Annotated in this window: 18 protein-coding genes and 1 pseudogene; 8 read left to right on the top strand and 11 right to left on the bottom strand. The window is 64.6% G+C overall.

Features of this window, described 5'->3' with window-relative positions:
- The first annotated feature begins 15 nt into the window (after positions 1 to 15).
- Genes FJ943_RS01945 through FJ943_RS29850 form a run of 3 tightly spaced genes read left to right on the top strand, consistent with a single transcriptional unit; the run spans position 16 to position 1,127 of the window.
- Positions 16 to 588, top strand: a complete 573-nt coding sequence (locus FJ943_RS01945) for a hypothetical protein (protein WP_140719503.1) — start codon at positions 16 to 18, stop codon at positions 586 to 588.
- A gap of 21 nt (positions 589 to 609) precedes the next feature.
- Positions 610 to 810 (top strand): hypothetical protein, encoded by a 201-nt coding sequence (locus FJ943_RS29855; RefSeq protein WP_140719501.1) that lies wholly within the window; start codon positions 610 to 612, stop codon positions 808 to 810.
- On the top strand, positions 792 to 1,127 hold the full coding sequence (locus FJ943_RS29850; protein WP_246671811.1) for a hypothetical protein: 336 nt from the start codon (positions 792 to 794) through the stop codon (positions 1,125 to 1,127). Before FJ943_RS29855 ends, FJ943_RS29850 begins: the two co-directional genes overlap by 19 nt.
- A 961-nt stretch (positions 1,128 to 2,088) precedes the next feature.
- On the opposite strand, the gene FJ943_RS01930 is transcribed toward FJ943_RS29850, so the two are convergent.
- From FJ943_RS01930 to FJ943_RS01920, 3 genes are all read right to left on the bottom strand, one after another.
- Entirely contained in the window at positions 2,089 to 3,729 is a 1,641-nt protein-coding gene (locus FJ943_RS01930; RefSeq protein WP_140719500.1) for an ABC transporter substrate-binding protein, read from the bottom strand.
- A 581-nt stretch (positions 3,730 to 4,310) separates the two neighbouring features.
- Complete coding sequence (gene secB / locus FJ943_RS01925) at positions 4,311 to 4,811, bottom strand: protein-export chaperone SecB (protein ID WP_015314738.1); 501 nt, start codon at positions 4,809 to 4,811, stop codon at positions 4,311 to 4,313.
- Positions 4,812 to 5,088: 277 nt separating this feature from the next.
- Positions 5,089 to 5,586 carry an FxsA family protein gene (locus FJ943_RS01920; protein ID WP_140720345.1) on the bottom strand — a complete coding sequence of 166 codons (498 nt, stop codon included), beginning with the start codon at positions 5,584 to 5,586 and terminating at the stop codon, positions 5,089 to 5,091.
- Between the two features lie 200 nt (positions 5,587 to 5,786).
- On the opposite strand from FJ943_RS01920, the gene FJ943_RS01915 reads away from it, so the two are divergent.
- Genes FJ943_RS01915 through FJ943_RS01900 form a run of 4 tightly spaced genes read left to right on the top strand, consistent with a single transcriptional unit; the run spans position 5,787 to position 8,508 of the window.
- Positions 5,787 to 6,494: a Tim44/TimA family putative adaptor protein gene (locus FJ943_RS01915; RefSeq protein ID WP_015314736.1), complete on the top strand. Its 708-nt coding sequence runs from the start codon at positions 5,787 to 5,789 to the stop codon at positions 6,492 to 6,494.
- A 21-nt stretch (positions 6,495 to 6,515) separates the two neighbouring features.
- Positions 6,516 to 7,616 (top strand): murein transglycosylase A, encoded by a 1,101-nt coding sequence (locus FJ943_RS01910; protein ID WP_140719498.1) that lies wholly within the window; start codon positions 6,516 to 6,518, stop codon positions 7,614 to 7,616.
- Positions 7,613 to 8,143, top strand: a complete 531-nt coding sequence (locus tag FJ943_RS01905; protein ID WP_015314734.1) for a Smr/MutS family protein — start codon at positions 7,613 to 7,615, stop codon at positions 8,141 to 8,143. Before FJ943_RS01910 ends, FJ943_RS01905 begins: the two co-directional genes overlap by 4 nt.
- The gene (locus FJ943_RS01900; RefSeq protein WP_015314733.1) at positions 8,140 to 8,508 is read left to right on the top strand and encodes a helix-turn-helix transcriptional regulator; all 369 of its coding nucleotides are present in this window, start codon (positions 8,140 to 8,142) and stop codon (positions 8,506 to 8,508) included. The genes FJ943_RS01905 and FJ943_RS01900 overlap by 4 nt, the downstream gene beginning before the upstream one ends.
- A gap of 46 nt (positions 8,509 to 8,554) precedes the next feature.
- On the opposite strand, the gene FJ943_RS01895 is transcribed toward FJ943_RS01900, so the two are convergent.
- From FJ943_RS01895 to FJ943_RS01880, 4 genes are all read right to left on the bottom strand, one after another.
- Entirely contained in the window at positions 8,555 to 8,794 is a 240-nt protein-coding gene (locus tag FJ943_RS01895) for a hypothetical protein (RefSeq protein WP_140619862.1), read from the bottom strand.
- Between the two features lie 315 nt (positions 8,795 to 9,109).
- Positions 9,110 to 9,724 carry a transglutaminase-like cysteine peptidase gene (locus FJ943_RS01890; RefSeq protein WP_140719496.1) on the bottom strand — a complete coding sequence of 205 codons (615 nt, stop codon included), beginning with the start codon at positions 9,722 to 9,724 and terminating at the stop codon, positions 9,110 to 9,112.
- A 159-nt stretch (positions 9,725 to 9,883) separates the two neighbouring features.
- Complete coding sequence (locus FJ943_RS01885; protein WP_015314730.1) at positions 9,884 to 11,161, bottom strand: polyhydroxyalkanoate depolymerase; 1,278 nt, start codon at positions 11,159 to 11,161, stop codon at positions 9,884 to 9,886.
- Between the two features lie 265 nt (positions 11,162 to 11,426).
- Complete coding sequence (locus FJ943_RS01880; RefSeq protein WP_015314729.1) at positions 11,427 to 11,795, bottom strand: septal ring lytic transglycosylase RlpA family protein; 369 nt, start codon at positions 11,793 to 11,795, stop codon at positions 11,427 to 11,429.
- A gap of 309 nt (positions 11,796 to 12,104) precedes the next feature.
- Here FJ943_RS01880 and FJ943_RS29525 point away from each other — a divergent pair, with 309 nt between their 5' ends.
- Positions 12,105 to 12,290: a hypothetical protein gene (locus FJ943_RS29525; RefSeq protein WP_015314728.1), complete on the top strand. Its 186-nt coding sequence runs from the start codon at positions 12,105 to 12,107 to the stop codon at positions 12,288 to 12,290.
- Between the two features lie 51 nt (positions 12,291 to 12,341).
- Here FJ943_RS29525 and FJ943_RS01870 read toward each other — a convergent pair whose 3' ends face one another.
- The 4 genes and pseudogenes from FJ943_RS01870 to tauA all read right to left on the bottom strand — a co-directional run bounded on the left by FJ943_RS01870 (position 12,342) and on the right by tauA (position 15,306).
- Positions 12,342 to 12,530 carry a hypothetical protein gene (locus FJ943_RS01870; protein WP_140719494.1) on the bottom strand — a complete coding sequence of 63 codons (189 nt, stop codon included), beginning with the start codon at positions 12,528 to 12,530 and terminating at the stop codon, positions 12,342 to 12,344.
- A gap of 19 nt (positions 12,531 to 12,549) precedes the next feature.
- Complete coding sequence (locus tag FJ943_RS01865) at positions 12,550 to 13,410, bottom strand: ABC transporter permease subunit (protein ID WP_140712011.1); 861 nt, start codon at positions 13,408 to 13,410, stop codon at positions 12,550 to 12,552.
- A pseudogene (locus FJ943_RS01860) lies at positions 13,407 to 14,181 on the bottom strand (taurine ABC transporter ATP-binding protein). Before FJ943_RS01860 ends, FJ943_RS01865 begins: the two are co-directional and overlap by 4 nt.
- 111 nt (positions 14,182 to 14,292) lie before the next feature.
- Complete coding sequence (tauA, locus tag FJ943_RS01855; protein ID WP_015314724.1) at positions 14,293 to 15,306, bottom strand: taurine ABC transporter substrate-binding protein; 1,014 nt, start codon at positions 15,304 to 15,306, stop codon at positions 14,293 to 14,295.
- Between the last annotated feature and the right edge of the window lie 182 nt (positions 15,307 to 15,488).

Here is a 15,488-nt window from a genome sequence, read left to right as displayed (position 1 = left end):
TGTCATTGGATTTCGTTGGACACCGGCGCGAATTCGGCCGACCATTTTATTCCCCGGAAGATTAGCCCGAATCTGGCGTATGAGTGGAGCAATTTGCGATTCGTTTGCTCCCGTCTAAACGCAAGGAAAGGAACAAAGACCGTTGTTGATCCTTTCGACGTGCAGCCAGAGATGTTTCGGCTCGATTTTTCAAGCTTGTTTGTATTCGTTGGTGAGGGATTTCTTGATGATCGGCTCCTGAGCGACACGATCGAAATTCTGAAATTGAACGATGATATCGTTGTCGATTCGAGAGAGGAGTACGTCTCCCTTTACGCGAGCGGGATTGTCGATTTGGAATATCTCTCTCGTAGAGCTCCATTTATTTACCTTGAGTTGCGCCGCCAGGAAATCAGCAGAGCTGATGACGAAAAAGTCACTTACATTCCGCTTCCCATCAAGGTCCGCGACAACACCGCCGAAGAACTCTTTCCAGTGACCGGGCCGTTCCTGATGAGGACGATCTCAGGCTTCCAAAGGGGGCTGCTGACGGCCCGCCTGTTCGTCGCGCGCCGCTTGGAGAACACCTCATCCCTGCCGTATTCTTAGGCTGCTAGCGGGAGACATCACATGCGCTCCACTCTAGACACCATCGCCGCGCTCGGCCTCGCCATCGGCGGCATCTTCGGCCTTGCCGGCACCTTCGTGGCGAGCGATGCGCTGCGCGAAACGCTGTGGGCGATCGACGGCGTGGCGCTGGTGGTGGCGGCCGCGCTGCTCACGATGAAGTATCAGCGGCTGGGCATGATTGCGTGGCGGCCGGGTTCCTGACCTTCCTCGCAGGCGAGAGCCTGCTTTTATCAGGTAATGCGGCTGGCCTGCAGGCCAGCGTGCCTTCCTATGTCGGCGGCATCTCGCTTTGGGCGGCGGCACTGATCATGGTCAGCGCGCCGGACACTTTCGCGCTGTGGATGCGGGTGACCGGGCTCGTTGCCGCCGTGCTGTTCCTGGTGTCGGTGGGCATGGTGCTGTGGGGCGCGTCCTTGCTGCCGACCTCGGCGCCGCTGCCCGCCGCCGGCTATCCGTTCCTGGTGGTGACTTTTGTTGGGTGGATCTGGACGTTGCTAAGGGGTTCTCGGCACGTCTAGCGGCTCGGTTTCAGGCGTTGGCGCTGCCCCTCACCCGCCTGCCGGCATCCTCTCCCCGTGTAGGGACGGGGAGAGGGGCGCTGTCATTGACAATTTCGCCAATTTCCATCGTTGCAAAAAAGCGCCGGCGTTGCGGCCAGCTACTCTCGCCCCGTTTACGGGGAGTTGAGAAGTGGTCGCGCAGCGGACGAAAAGCCAATTGCTTGGCTTTTCGAACGACGAACGTCCGGCAGGACAGTGAGGGGCGGCGCTGACCTCGGCAATAGTAACGGTCCGCCCCGAAGCGCGCCCCGCATTGACATCGCGCGAATAGCGGCGCCTTTGGATCTCGGCCATTGGGGGGCTAAGGGGACTATCCGTGAAAAAGATCTATGCAAAGCCGACGCTGAGCAAACGCGAGAGGCTTTCGGCCGTGACGGCTGTCGCGTGTCCAGTGTCGGTCTGCCCGCGCTAGGACGTTCCCGGGAAAGGGCAGGCCTGCTGCCGCCCATCGCTCTCCCGCGACAAATCCCAGGCAGCGTTGGTACGAATTCATACCAAGCATCCGCCTCGGTTGATCGCGCGGCATAGGCCCGGTACACAAATCGGGCGGCGGACCTTCATCAGGTCGCTAGTGGCCGGCGCGGGGCTCAGGCAATTGTCTCACCGGCATCGCGCCGGCCATCTTCCCTAAATGATTGAGTGTGGGCCAAAGGCGCTCCGCACCGCCCGGTGCTGACCTTCGCAGGTTGGTACCTCCCTCCGCCCGCGACAGGAAGGTCAGCGTCGGCGCTGCCCCTCACCTGCCTGCCGGCAGGACAGTGGGGGCGGTGCTGACCTGCGATAGGCGCACGCTGGACTAGCCGCTATCCCCAACCCCGACCCGATTTTGACTTTGCGGACGCCGTCCCCCACTCCGTCGCTGCTTCGCAGCGCCACCTCTCCCCCCTCCGGAGGGAGAGGAACCAAGACCGGCCAAACCTCAACTTTCAATCCAAACCTTCTCAAAATGCTGTTCCAGCGCCTGATGCTGCTCGCAGCCTTCGATGCCCTTGCGGAAGGTCCGGTAGACCGAGCGCCAGTAGGGCTGGATGATGATGCCTGAATCGCGCAAATTCTGCTCGATCTTGGCCATGACCTCCTTGCGGGCCTTGGGGTCGGGCATGGCGAGCGCCTTGTCGAGCAGCGCGTCGAACTCCTTCGAGGCATAGGCGCTCTCGTTCCAGGCGGCGCCCGATTTATACGCCAGCGCCAGCACCTGGACGCCGAGCGGGCGGCCGAGCCATTCGGTGCAGGAATAGGGGAACTTGCTCCAGTCGTTCCAGAAGGTGGCGGCCGGCAGCACGGTGCGCTTGATCTTGAGGCCGGCCTCGCGGATCTGCGCGGCGATGGCGTCGCCGGTGCTCTTCTGCCATTCGATGTCGACCGAGATGAGGTCGTATTCGTGGTCTGATTTGCCGCTCTCGGCCAGCAGCGTCTTCGCCGCCTCGACATCGCGCTTGGCCGGACCGATATCGGCATATTCGGGGTGCATCGGGCCAACATGGTGGTTGTCGGCGGGTTTGCCGCGGCCATCGAGGCCGAGCTTCAGCACGGCGGAATTGTCCACCGCGAGCTGGGCGGCGCGGCGCACCTTGACGTCGTCATAGGGCGCGTTGGCGATATTGAAGCGGGCGACGATGGTCGAGCCGGTGGCGATCTCGGAGTTCTTCAGTCCCATCTTGTCGGTCTGCGAGACGGCGTCGGAGGCGGTCTCGTGGTCGGTGTCGATCTCGCCGGATTCGAACGCCGACAGCATGGCGTTGGGGTCGGAGCCGTAGTCGATCCACTGGATGCCATCGAGGTAGAACTCGCCCTTCCACCAGGGCTTGTCCCGGCGCTTGACCTCCGCGGCCGTCTCGGCGTCCCATTTCACCAGCTCGCACGGGCCGGTGGTGATGGCGAGCGCCTTCATCGGGTCGCCGTCGCCATCATAGGAGCGGTGCATGATCAGCGCGGGATAGTCGGCCATGCCGGCGATCAGCGAAATGTCTGATTTCGGCAGGTTGAGCTTGATGGTGTAGTCGTCGACCTTCTCGATGCCGCCATCGACCACCTTCTTGGTGTCGGCATTGACCAGCGCGCCCATGCGCGCGGCGACCGAATTGCCGGCAACGTCGGCCTCGCACCAGCGGGTGAGGTTGTGGACGACGTCGTCGGCGTTGAAGGCGTCGCCGTTCGACCAGGTGATGCCCTTGCGCACATGCAGCGTCAGCGTCTTGGCGTCGTCGCTCATCTCCCATTTTTCGAGCAGCCAGGGCTCGAAGGTGAAGTCGGTGTTCCAGCGCACCAGATATTCGTTGCAGTGACGCGCGACATTGGACATTTCGACGCCGTCGAAGGTGCGCGGATCCTTGAATCCCTTGACGTTCATGGCGACGCGCAGCACGCCGCCCTTCTTCGGCTCGGCGGCGCGGGCGGGCGTCGGGGCGATGCCGCCCAGCGCAAAAGCGCCGGCGGCGCTGACGCCGAGCCCGGCCATCAGCGCCAGATATTCGCGACGGCTGATGCCGCCCGTCTTGAAATCGTCGGCGACAGGTTTGGCGCGCGGGTGAAGTTTGCGGTCGGTCAGCATGAATTTCATCGTCGTTCCCTCTTTTGTTGGTGCATGCCCAAAATTGCCCAGCGGTTTTGGGACGACGGCATGCACGGAAACAGGCTCGCCCCGGCGGACAAGCCGACGCGGCGCGGCTGCGACCGCCGGGGCGCCATTGCCTGAGAGGGAATGATAGGGCTGGGTGACGTGGCGGAATGTTCTGGAATCCGCAGGACTTGTGCGATGCTCCGCAGGGGTGGACGGATCTGGGCGCTTGGGATGGCTGCCCCGTCGCATTGCTTCACCACCTCTTGTCTGCCAGCCATCTTCCCGCAGGGGATCGGTCGGATTGCGAGCAAGAGCGAAGCGTTTGCCTGCGGCTTCGCGTTTCACCAGCGGCTTCCCCCACTCCGTCTCGGCTTCGCCGAGCCACCTCTCCCCCCTCCGGAGGGAGAGGAAGGAACGCGCTCGGCGAGGTCGCGCCTTTCCTCTACCCCGTCGATCGGGGGAGAGGTGTCGAGCGAAGCTCGACGGAGTGGGGGTCGACCCATGGCGCGAATGGTCAATCCACCAGAACAAAAAACCCGGCGCGAGGCCGGGTTTTTCAAGCGATCCCTGTCAGCCGAGGATCAGCTCACCTGGGTCTTGGAGGACGCGGCCTGGTCTTCGGCCAGCTTCTGCTGGAACATCTGCGCGAAGTCGATCGGGTCCAGCATCAACGGCGGGAAGCCGCCATTGCGCGTCGCCTCGGCGATGATCTGGCGGGCGAAGGGGAACAGCAGGCGCGGACATTCGATGAACAGGATCGGCAGCATGTGCTCCTGCGGGAAGCCCGAAATGGCGAAGACGCCGCCATAGACCAGCTCGACGTTGAACAGCACTTCCTGGTCGAAGGAGGCCTTGGCGTTCAGCGTCAGATTGACGTCGAACTGCTTGTCGGAGAGCGGGTTGGCGTTGACGTTGACGTTGATGGCAATGCCGGGCGCCTTGTCGCGGCCGCGCAGCGAGTTCGGCGCGCCGGGGCTTTCGAAGGACAGGTCCTTCACATACTGGGCCAGCACGTTGAGCGACGGCTGTGCCGCGTTGCCGTTGCCATTGGCGCCGACCGGCGCGTCATCATTGCTGGCCATGAGCCAATATCCTTTTCCCCTGGGCAGTCTCGCTCACCGAATTGAATCGGGGCTGACCGAATTGAAATCGGGCGTTCGCTACCATGGCCGGCATGACAAGACAAGGTTTGCCGCCGTGTGACCGGAGCGGACCCAGACTGCATCGAGATTCAGGTCAGGCCGAGGCGAAAAGGGTGGTTTCCGAGAACCGGAGCGGAGCGTACTTGAAGTACGTGAGCACCGGAAGCGCAGGAAGCCGCCCTTTGCAGACCGGCATCACCTGAATATCGATGCAGTCTCAATCGTCCTTCAGCCGCCGCCACGGCGAATTGTGGTCCGGGCCGCGCTTGAGGTCGTCCTCGCGCGAATAGTCGCCGTCGTCGAGGTCGATGACCTTGTCGCGCTGGCGGCGGAAGCCGCCGGTGGAGAAATTGCTGGCCACGACGATGCGGCCCTTCAGCCTGCTCCAGGCAAGGTCGCGCACCGGCGGCAGGAACAGGAGCAGGCCGACAATGTCCGTGATGAAACCGGGAATGATCAGCAGGATCGCCGCGACCACGATCATGGCGCCGTGGGCGAGCTGGCCGCTGGGGTCGCGGCCGGCGGCCATCTCGGCGCGGATGCGGCTCATGACGCCGAAACCCTGGTGGCGCAGCAAAAGCACGCCGGCGAAGCTCGAGGCCAGCACCAGTCCGACCGTCGCCAGCGCGCCGACCTCACGGCCGACGACGACGAAACCGGCGATTTCCAGCAGCGGAAGCGCGAGGAGAAAGAGGGGAAGCAGCGAAATGCGCAAGTCTTTACCGATCATTCGATTGTTTTGTCCCGCTGGCGGCCAATCGCCGCTGGCACGGAGGCTGTTAGATAGGTATGCCTGCCTTTGATTTGAATGATTGCGCCTTGCGTTCTATATGCTTTGAATGGTGAACGCTATGCGACCGCGGCCTGCTGGGCTGGACGGTCCGGCCTAGAGGCAGGGATTGATTGGCGGAAAATATGGGCTTCTTCGACTTCGGCACGATTTTCTTCCTGATCGCGGCGGTGGTGATCTTCTTCCAGCTGCGCAACGTGCTGGGCCGCCGGACCGGTAGCGAGCGGCCGCCCTTCGACCCCTACACGGCGGCGCGCACCGACAAGGACGCCACGCAGAAGCCCGAGAATGTCGTTTCGCTGCCGCGCAAGCGGGCGCCCGGCGAGCCGGCGCCGGCCGACGCCTACACGGCCATCGACGCCTTCGCCAAGCCCGACACCGATCTCAACAAGGGCCTGCGCGCGATCAAGGACAACGACCCCTCCTTCGATCCCAAGGGGTTCGTCGACGGCGCCAAGATGGCTTACGAAATGATCGTCATGGCCTATGCCGACGGCGACCGCAAAACGCTGAAGAACCTTCTGTCGCGTGAGGTCTATGACGGCTTCGTCGCCGCGATCGGCGAGCGCGAGGCCAAGTCGGAAAAGATCCAGTCCTCCTTCGTCGGCATCGACAAGGCCGACATCGTCTCGGCGGAAATGAAGGGCGGCGAGGCGCATGTGACGCTGCGCATCATCAGCGAGCTGATCTCGGCGACGCGCGACCAGGCCGGTACGGTCATCGACGGCGATCCCGAGACGGTGGCCGAGGTCAAGGATGTCTGGACCTTCGCCCGCGACACACGCTCGCGCGATCCGAACTGGAAGCTCGTCGCCACCGAAGAAGAAGACTGAGTCCGGCAAAGGCAGGCTCCGGTGTCGCTGTCGCCTCTCCTTGTTGAAAGGTCCTTCGGCGACCTGCCCGGCTGGGGCGACGACGACCATCTGCCGGCTTTCGCCGCCTTTGCCCGGTCCGCCTTCCATGTGCCGGTAAAACCCTATCGCAGCGGCGCGCTGGGCGTCGACTTCGGCGCCTTCGCCGAGGCCTATGCGCAGGCCCGCGAAGCCCCCGCCGCCAGTTCGTCCGAAGCGCGCGCCTTCTTCGAGCGCCATTTTGTCCCCATGCTGGTCCGGCCCGAAACTGGCGCCGGCCTCGTCACCGGTTTCTACGAACCGCAAGTCGAGGCCTCGCCGGTGCGGACGGAGTATTTTGCCGTGCCGCTGCTGTCGCGTCCGGCCGATCTCGTCGATGTCGACGACGCCAACCGGCCCGCCGGGATGGATCCTTACCTCGCCTTCGCGCGCCGGACCGCCGACGGGCTGGCCGAATATCCCGACCGTGGCGCGATCGAGCGCGGAGCGCTCGCCGGCCAGGGGCTGGAGATTGCCTGGCTGGCCGACAAGGTCGATGCCTTCTTCATCCATGTCCAAGGCGCGGCCCGGCTTGTCATGACCGACGGGCGGCTTTGCCGCGTCACCTACTCCGCCAAGTCAGGCCAGCGCTTTACGGGTCCCGGCAAAATCCTGAGCGGGCTCGGCGAAATCCCGCTGGCCGACGTGACCATGCAGTCGATACGCGCCTGGTTCAAGGCGCATCCTGGGCGGGTCGACGAGATCCTGTGGCAAAACCGCTCCTACATCTTCTTCCGCGAGGCTGCAGTGGATGATGCCGCGCTCGGTCCGATCGCCGCCGCCAAGGTGCCGCTGACGCCGGGCCGCTCGATGGCAGTCGACCGGCTGCTGCACACATTCGGCACGCCCTTTTTCATCGACGCGCCGACGCTCACCGCCTTCGACAAAAACCCGTTCCGGCGGCTGATGATCGCACAGGACACCGGCTCGGCCATAACAGGGCCGGCGCGGGGCGACCTGTTCGCCGGCTCGGGCGATGCCGCCGGCGAGATCGCCGGCGTGGTGCGCGACGCCGCCGATTTTTATGCGCTGGTGCCGCGCGCGCTGGCCCGGGGCGCAAGATGAGCAAGCGCGGCGATAAACTCAGCGACGACGACCGGGTGCTGTGGAACCTGGTGGCGCGCACCGCCAAGCCGCTCAAGGGCCGCGCCGCCGTCGACATTCCGGACATGGCCGTCGATGCCAGGCCGACACCGGCGCAGCCGGTCCAGCCCGCCGCCAACGCGACGGCTGTTGCAAAACCGAAAATCCAGCATGTCACGCACCGGCTCGACGAGCCGACGCTGGACAAGCTGCAAAAAGGCCGGCTGCCGATCGAGGGCCGCGTCGACCTGCACGGCATGACGCAGGACGAGGCCTATTCGCTGCTGTTCTCGTTCCTGCACCGGGCGCATGCCGGCGGCGTCCGCTATGTGCTGGTCATCACCGGCAAGGGGTCTTCCTCGGGCGGCGATGGCATCTTGCGGCGCGCCGTGCCGGCCTGGCTGTCGACACCCGCGTTCCGGCCGCTGGTCTCCAGCCACGACCATGCCGCCCGCAACCATGGCGGCTCGGGCGCGCTTTATGTCAGGCTGCGGCGGGCGCGCTCGTGACGCCGTTCGGCGAGCGGCTGCGGGCGCTGCGGGCCGAGCGCGGCGTCAGCCAGAAGGACATGGCGGCGGCGATCGGCGTCAGCGCCGCCTATCTCTCAGCGCTCGAGCATGGCCGGCGCGGCGCGCCGACCTGGACGCTGATCCAGAAGATCATCGGTTATTTCAACATCATCTGGGACGATGCCGAGGAACTGGCGCGGCTGGCCGAAACCTCGCATCCGCGGGTGAAACTCGATACGTCAGGCCTGTCCCCCGCCGCCACCGAACTTGCCAATCTTCTGGCCGAGACCATCGAGAAACTCGACGAGGCCGAGCTTCTGCGCATCACCGCGTCGATCCGCGCGGCGCTGGGCCGGCGATCGTAGAAGACAGCGCCCGCCGGCGAGCAGCCGGCGGGCAGCCGTGGTGCGATCAATTCTTGCCGGCCGTGCTGCCGCCATTGCCGCCACGACCATGGTCGCCATGGCCCTGGCCGCCATTTCCACCGCCCAGGCAGTCCGACGCGCCGGCCTCGCCGCAACAGCGGCCGGCCCACAAATCGTTGAGGTTGGTGTTGGCGCAGCTTGGAATGGTCTGCCCGGCCAGAGCTGATCCGGTGAGCGCCGAAACGGCGGCGGCGGCGAGAAGCGTGTTGCGCAGAAAAGCAGTCATTTGAAGTCTCCATGATTTGGGTTGGTTCGGTTCACGGCTGTGTGTCGCCGGGCGAACGGAAATGGTTCACGGAGGGATGCGGAAATTTTCTGGAGGGTCCCCAAAGGGAGCCGTGGGTCAAGGCAGTGCGGCAATGGCAGAGGCCCCAGGGATTGCGGAACCTCCACGGTTCATCATCCACGGGCGGAGCGGGAGCGAAGCGGACGCGCAGCCCCGAGGATCCATGCCGCGATCTGCGAGCTTCGCAACGTGCAGAATGTAACGGTATGGCAGCGCCGGGGTGGCGCCGCCTCAGGCAGGTGCCCCGCTATGGCCTTACTGCACCGAGCCGACCAGAACCTGCTGGCCGCCGCGGATCGAGACCCAGCGGCCGGTGTTGTCGATCGCCTGGCGCTTGAGGAAGCGGTAGCCGGTCTGGTCCCAGAACTTGACCTTGTCGGTCAGATTGTCCAGCACATAGTCGCCGCCGTCGGTGCGCACCGTCAGCACGGCGTGGCCTTCACCGTCGGGCTTGCGGACCACGGTTATCAGGAGATCGGCGAGCGACATGCCCATGCGGGACAGCTGGCGCCGCTTCTCCAGCACATAGTCCTCGCAGTCGCCGACGCCCTTGTCCGGATAGGCCCAGACCTCGTCCTTGCCGTAGATGTCCATGTCGCTCATCGGCTTGACAGCGGCATTGACCCTTGCGGTGACGTTGACCAGCTTGCGCATCAACCCGTCGGTCAGCACCGCCGGCGCGAGATTGGCCGGGCGGATCGAACATTCGCCTGGACGCTGCTTGCAGAAATCGTAGTGGCCGATCGGCTGCGAGGTGAGGCCCCCGGTGGCCATGGCGCCCGAAGCCCAGGCCGGTGCCATCCAGCCCCCCGTTAACGCCAGCCCTGCTGCCGCGCATACGCGCAGCCTTCGCATGGTTGAGGAATTCATTGTCCCCGCTCGCCCTGTTGTTAACGAAACGTTAAGGGCGATTTACACTCCGTGTCAATTACGACGTCGGCCTGATTTGCAGCATGGTTACCCGCGGGGAGGCAGAGCGGCACTTGTGCAACGGAATCGGACCCGCGGCCGGTTCCGTTTTCAAACCGCCTACCGCTTGGCGGTGCGGACCAGCTTCGGCTTCACCGCGACGCGGTTCTGGCGGCCATAGCTGGTGATGAAGTCGACGATGCGCGGCACGATCTCGGAGCGGAAGCGCGAGCCGTTGAAGACGCCGTAATGGCCGACTGCCGGCTGCATGTAGTGCGCCTTCTTGTCGGCGGGAATGTTGACGCACAAATCCTGCGCCGCCCTGGTCTGGCCAAGACCCGAAATGTCGTCGTTCTCGCCCTCGACCGTGAACAGGGCAACGTTGCGTATCACGGACGGATCGATCCTTGTGCCGCGATGCGTCATCTCGCCCTTGGGCAGCGCATGGCGCACGAAGACCGTGTCGACCGTCTGCAGATAGAACTCCGCCGTCAGATCCATCACCGCCAGATATTCGTCATAGAAGTCGCGGTGTTTTTCGGCATTGTCGCCATCGTGCTTCACAAGGTTCATGAAGAATTCCTTGTGGGCGATGATGTGGCGGTCGAGGTTCATGCTCATGAAGCCCGAAAGCTGCAGGAAACCGGGATAGACCTCGCGGCCGAAGCCCGGCACTGGCCAGGGCGCGCGCATGACGACGTTGTCGCGGAACCAGTCGATGCCCTTTTCCTCGGCCAGCAGATTGACGGCGGTCGGGTTGCGGCGGGTGTCGATCGGCCCGCCCATCAGGGTCATCGTCGAAGGCACGAAGGGATCGCCCTTCGCCTCCATCAGCGCCACCGCCGCAAGCACCGGCACGGAAGGCTGGCACACGGCCATCACATGCGTGTCCGGACCCAGCGTGTGCAGCATGTCGATGACGTAGTCGATATAGTCGTCGAGATCGAAGCTGCCATCGGCCAGCGGCACCATGCGGGCGTCGACCCAGTCGGTGATATGGACATCGGCATAGGGCAGCATCGCCTCGACCGTGCCGCGCAGCAGCGTGGCATAATGGCCCGACATCGGCGCCACGATCAAAAGCTTCGGGTCGGCCTTGCGCCCGGGGGGAACGGCGCGCTCGAACCGGACGAGATTGCAGAACGGCTTCGACCAGACGGTCTTCTCGGTGACCGCGACGCTCTTCCAGTCGACCACCGTCTTGGCCAGGCCGAATCGCGGCTTGCCGTAGCGGCGCGTGGTGCGCTCGAACAGTTCGGCGCCGGCGGCGATCGAACGGCCCCAGGGCGTATGCGAAACGGGGTTGAGCGGGTTGGAGTAGAACAACCGGACCGCGTCGGCATAGACCCGCGCCGGCTGCAGGGCCGCGTGGTTCATTTCGTAGAGCTGGTAGAACATACGTTACCCCGCGACCGAAGGGACGACGATCAGCGCCGAGCCCTAGATGTCTCGCGGGGAAGTTAACAACTAATTGCTGCGATGCAATACGTCACGTGGCGTGACCAAATGCTTCTTTCGCCGAAAGCCTTGAAAACCCGGCACGGCCGGCCCAGCCGGCTCAATGTGCAGTGCCGAAATGTGTAGGATATGTGTCAGGCTTTCGCGGCGACCTGACCATGATGTTCCTGCGGTCGGAAGGGATCATGGTCAGGAGACGATCAGATCAGACGCGCGCCATGCAGACGGAGGTCTGCCCGGAGCCGATGAAGCCGAGCTGGCCGGCGGCGCCTTTCGACAGGTCGAGCACCCGGCCCTTGATGAAGGGACCGCGATCGTTGATGCGCACGACGACGCTGCGGCCGTTGTTCTTGTTGGTGACCCGCAATTTGGTGCCGAAAGGCAGCGTGCGGTGGGCGGCGGTCATCGCCGAGGGGTTCATACGCTCGCCCGATGCGGTCCTCGAGTGCAGCGCGTACCAGGAAGCGCGGCCACACTGACCGGCGGCGGCGGTTGCCGAAGTGGCGGAGGCGCCGACCATCAGGCCAGCAGCGATCGTTACCGCGACAAGCGCGGTCTGTTTCGTGGTCTTCATATTTGGGGGATGGCTCCGTTTTTGACAGACCCAAGCCGTTAGGTGGGAAATAAGGCAGGAAATGCGGCAGTGATCTGGCGGTTCCATGGCAAGATCACACGTTTGGAGTCAGGGGGTAACAGTTTGTCAGGGATTTTCGGACCAGATTTTATCAGTTATCGATGATGTTCGTGCCGATATCCGAGATCCGTTTGACAAGATCCGGGATTAATCTCCAAGTAGAAACCGCTGGGATCGAGCCACTTCCTTTGGCTCTTTCATCGCGGCTGTGGCGCCGCTCTCGATCGACTGGGAAAGCGAGATCCGACAATGAGACTGACCAAAAATCTGCTGGCGTTGATTGTGCTGGCGATCGGTGCGTTGTGGTCGCTGCAAGGGATCGGCGTGGTCGGCGGCAGCTTCATGACCGGCCAATCGCAATGGCTCTATATCGGCCTCGCCGCCATGCTGGTCGGCCTGGCCGGGCTGGTATGGGCGAACCGTGGGCATGGTTGATTTTCGAGCAAGCACGCCCGCTGCTGAGCGCGCCGGCCGATGCGACTGCGTTCACTGCGACCAGTACTGCCAGGCCCAGTAAAAACTCTCGTCGCGCGGTGGCAGGCGATCGCGCCCGGCGCGGAGATGGACCGGCGCCGGCGAGCGCGGGCTGTCGTCTCTTGCCGCGTTCTCGTCGGAAGCAAGGCCGAGCAGCCAGGCGCCGACATGGGCAAACAACACGGCGGTGGAATGGGTCATCGTCATTCTCCTTTTCCGATCATTCCCGCCCCGCCCATGGGACCAGCACGCGCTCGATGCGGCGGATGGTGAATTCGAGCACGAAGGCGATGGCGGCGATCACCAATATGCCCATGATCACCACGTCGGTGACGAGGAACTGGGCCGCCGACTGGATCATGAAGCCAAGCCCGCGCGTTGCCGCCACCAGCTCGGCCGCGACCAGTGTCGACCAGCCGGCGCCGAGCGCGATGCGCAGGCCGGTCAGGATCGAGGGCAGGGCGCTGGGCAGGATCACGTGGCGGACCACTTGGCGTCGAGTCGCACCAAGCGAACGCGCGGCGTTGACGCGCTCCCGCGAGACGCCGCGGACGCCCGAGGCGGTCGACAGCGCGACCGGCGCCAGCATGGCGATGGCGATCACCAGGATTTTCGACGGCTCGCCGATGCCGAACCAGATGATGACCAGCGGCAGGTAGGCCAGCGGCGGGATCGGCCGCAGGAATTCGAGCAGCGGATCGAAGATGCCGCGCCCCACCGTGCTGATGCCTATGGCGAGCCCCACCGGCACGCCGACCAGGATGGCGGCGGCCAGCGCGGCAAAGACGCGGGCCAGACTGGCGACGACATGCTGCGGCAGCGTCGCGTCGACGAAGCCGTCGCTGATGACCACGATGAACTTGTTCCACACGGCAAGCGGCGAGGGCAGGAACACCGGCGACACCAGTTGCAGGCGGGCCGACAGTGTCCAGAGCGCCAGCACCGCCAGGATGGTGGCGGCGCTGACCATGCGGGCCGAAACGCCCGTCCGTTTCGCCCGTGGCCTGGACCAAGGCACCGACAGGCCGTCGGTTTCGTCTGTCCTTGAACCGGGCCGTTCGGTGTAGGAGGAAATTGTCATGCCGCCTCTCCCTCGAAGATCGCGTCGGTCAGTTCGCCGCGCGCCGCCGCGAAAGCCGGATCGGCCTTGATGGCGCGAATGGGCTCGCTTGCCGCGTAACGCCTGGAGAAGCTCGGCTCGAAGGTTCGCACCACGCGGCCCGGGCCGGGCGCCAGCACGACGATGCGGGTGGCGAGCACCAGCGCCTCCTCGATGCCGTGCGTCACCATCAGCACGCCGGCATGGCTTGCCGTCCAAAGGGTCGAGCAGCGTCGTCTGCATGCGCTCGCGCGTCAGCGCGTCGAGCGCGCCGAGCGGCTCGTCGAGCAGCAGGAATTCGGGTTCGGCGGCGAGCGCCCGGGCAAGTCCGACACGCTGGCGCATGCCGCCGGACAGCTCCCAGATGCGTTTGTCGCCAGCTTCAGCGAGCTTGACCAGTGCCAGCAGTTCATCGGCGCGGCGCGCCCGTTCGGCTGGCCTCACACCGCGCAGCCTGAGCGCGAAGGCGACGTTCTCGCGCGCCGTGAGCCACGGAAACAGCGCATCGTTCTGGAACACCACGGCCCGGTCCGAACCGGGCCCGGTGATCGGCCTGCCATTGACCGTGGCACTGCCGCGCGCCGGTATGACCAGGCCGGCGGCGACGTTGAGCAGCGAGGTCTTGCCGCAGCCGGAGCGGCCGACAAGGACGACGAAATCGTTCTTGGCAACGCCGATCGACACGTGCTCGACGGCGGGTGCCGGCTGGCCGTCATAGTGGATGGAGATCTTGTCGAGCACGAGATGCGGCATGGGCCCTCGCCGATTGGAAGAATATCCGCCGGCCCCAAAACCGCGCCTCGTCTGCGGCTTCGGGACAGGCAACACGCGGCGTCAGGGAAGGAGAGCCGCGTGTGCGAGGCGTCAGTTCGAGGCCAGCGCCTCGGTGACGTATTTCGAAGTGACGTATTTCGAATAGTCCGGCAGCACCGCGTCGACCTTGCCTTGCTCCTTGAGGAAGGCGGATGCCGCCGCGATCGCACTGACCGTACCGCCGCCGAGGAACTTCCCGGATGCCTGCTCTTCCAGGGTGGGGAAGACATAACCCTTGAGCAGCTCCGGCACCTCTTCCAGCTTGGCGCCGGTGAGCTTGGCGATCGCGGCGGCCTGCGGCGACGACACCGACCAGGCGTCGGGCTTGGCGAGATAGTCCGCATAGGCGGTGCCCGTCACCTTGACGAAGTCGCGCACGGCTTCCGGGTTCTTCTCGGCGAAGTCGGTGCGCACGATCCAGGCGTCGAAGGTTGGCGCGCCCCAGGCGGCGACCTGCGAGGAATCCAGCACCACCTTGCCGGATGTCTTGATCTGGCCCAGCGCTGGGTCCCAGACATAGGCGGCGTCGATGTCGCCGCGCGCGAAGGCGGCGGCGATTTCCGGCGGCCGCAGGTTGAGGATCTGGACCGATTTCGGATCGACATTCTCGTGCTTGAGCGCGGCAAGCAGGCTGTAATGCGTCGTCGACACGAACGGCACGGCGACCTTCTTGCCGGCGAGGTCTGCGACCTTCTCGATGCCGGCGCCGTTGCGGGCGACCAGCGCCTCGGATTGCCCGATCAGGCCGACGACGAAAATGGTCTGGATCGGCAGTTCGCGGCTGGCGGCGGCCGCCAGCGGGCTCGAGCCGACATAGCCGATATCGACCGAGCCAGAGGCGACCGCGGCGATGACATCGGCGCCGGAATCGAATTTGCGCCAGTCGATGCTGGCCTTGGTCGCCTTTTCATAGGCGCCGTCGGCCTGCGGCACTTTCGAGGGTTCGACCACCGTCTGGTAGCCGATGGTGATCTTCAGGTCTTCGGCGAGCGCCGGGCTGAGGAAGGCGGCGCCGGCGAGGGCGGCCGACGACAGAAGGAGAATGCGTCGCGAAATGGTGGGCATCAAAGGGCTCCATGAAAAGGGAAAACCGGATTGCATGTCCATAGTTCGCTAATTCCATGGTTCTTGTAGAGTTAAATCCTTCCAAGGAAGGAGAGCTTGTTGGAAAAAAGCCACTGGCGGCGGGCCGCCACGGCGGAAGTGACGGTTGCCGTCGTCCAAGACCGGCGAGCCCATCAACTTTG

It is taken from the genome of Mesorhizobium sp. B2-3-10 (assembly GCF_006442275.1).
Taxonomy (GTDB): Bacteria; Pseudomonadota; Alphaproteobacteria; order Rhizobiales; family Rhizobiaceae; genus Mesorhizobium; species Mesorhizobium australicum.
Note: the sequence above shows the minus strand (reverse complement) of the source record. Positions and strands in the feature narration are given on the sequence as shown.

What these genes read in the sequence shown, in the direction of transcription:
- FJ943_RS01885 (WP_015314730.1), bottom strand. Translation starts at nt 11,161, where the DNA reads ATGTTCTACCAGCTCTACGAAATGAACCACGCGGCCCTGCAGCCGGCG.
- FJ943_RS01905 (WP_015314734.1), top strand. Translation starts at nt 7,613, where the DNA reads ATGAGCAAGCGCGGCGATAAACTCAGCGACGACGACCGGGTGCTGTGG.
- FJ943_RS29855 (WP_140719501.1), top strand. Translation starts at nt 610, where the DNA reads ATGCGCTCCACTCTAGACACCATCGCCGCGCTCGGCCTCGCCATCGGC.
- FJ943_RS01890 (WP_140719496.1), bottom strand. Translation starts at nt 9,724, where the DNA reads ATGAATTCCTCAACCATGCGAAGGCTGCGCGTATGCGCGGCAGCAGGG.
- FJ943_RS01865 (WP_140712011.1), bottom strand. Translation starts at nt 13,410, where the DNA reads ATGACAATTTCCTCCTACACCGAACGGCCCGGTTCAAGGACAGACGAA.
- FJ943_RS29525 (WP_015314728.1), top strand. Translation starts at nt 12,105, where the DNA reads ATGAGACTGACCAAAAATCTGCTGGCGTTGATTGTGCTGGCGATCGGT.
- FJ943_RS01930 (WP_140719500.1), bottom strand. Translation starts at nt 3,729, where the DNA reads ATGAAATTCATGCTGACCGACCGCAAACTTCACCCGCGCGCCAAACCT.
- FJ943_RS01915 (WP_015314736.1), top strand. Translation starts at nt 5,787, where the DNA reads ATGGGCTTCTTCGACTTCGGCACGATTTTCTTCCTGATCGCGGCGGTG.
- secB (WP_015314738.1), bottom strand. Translation starts at nt 4,811, where the DNA reads ATGGCCAGCAATGATGACGCGCCGGTCGGCGCCAATGGCAACGGCAAC.
- tauA (WP_015314724.1), bottom strand. Translation starts at nt 15,306, where the DNA reads ATGCCCACCATTTCGCGACGCATTCTCCTTCTGTCGTCGGCCGCCCTC.
- FJ943_RS01895 (WP_140619862.1), bottom strand. Translation starts at nt 8,794, where the DNA reads ATGACTGCTTTTCTGCGCAACACGCTTCTCGCCGCCGCCGCCGTTTCG.
- FJ943_RS01880 (WP_015314729.1), bottom strand. Translation starts at nt 11,795, where the DNA reads ATGAAGACCACGAAACAGACCGCGCTTGTCGCGGTAACGATCGCTGCT.
- FJ943_RS01870 (WP_140719494.1), bottom strand. Translation starts at nt 12,530, where the DNA reads ATGACCCATTCCACCGCCGTGTTGTTTGCCCATGTCGGCGCCTGGCTG.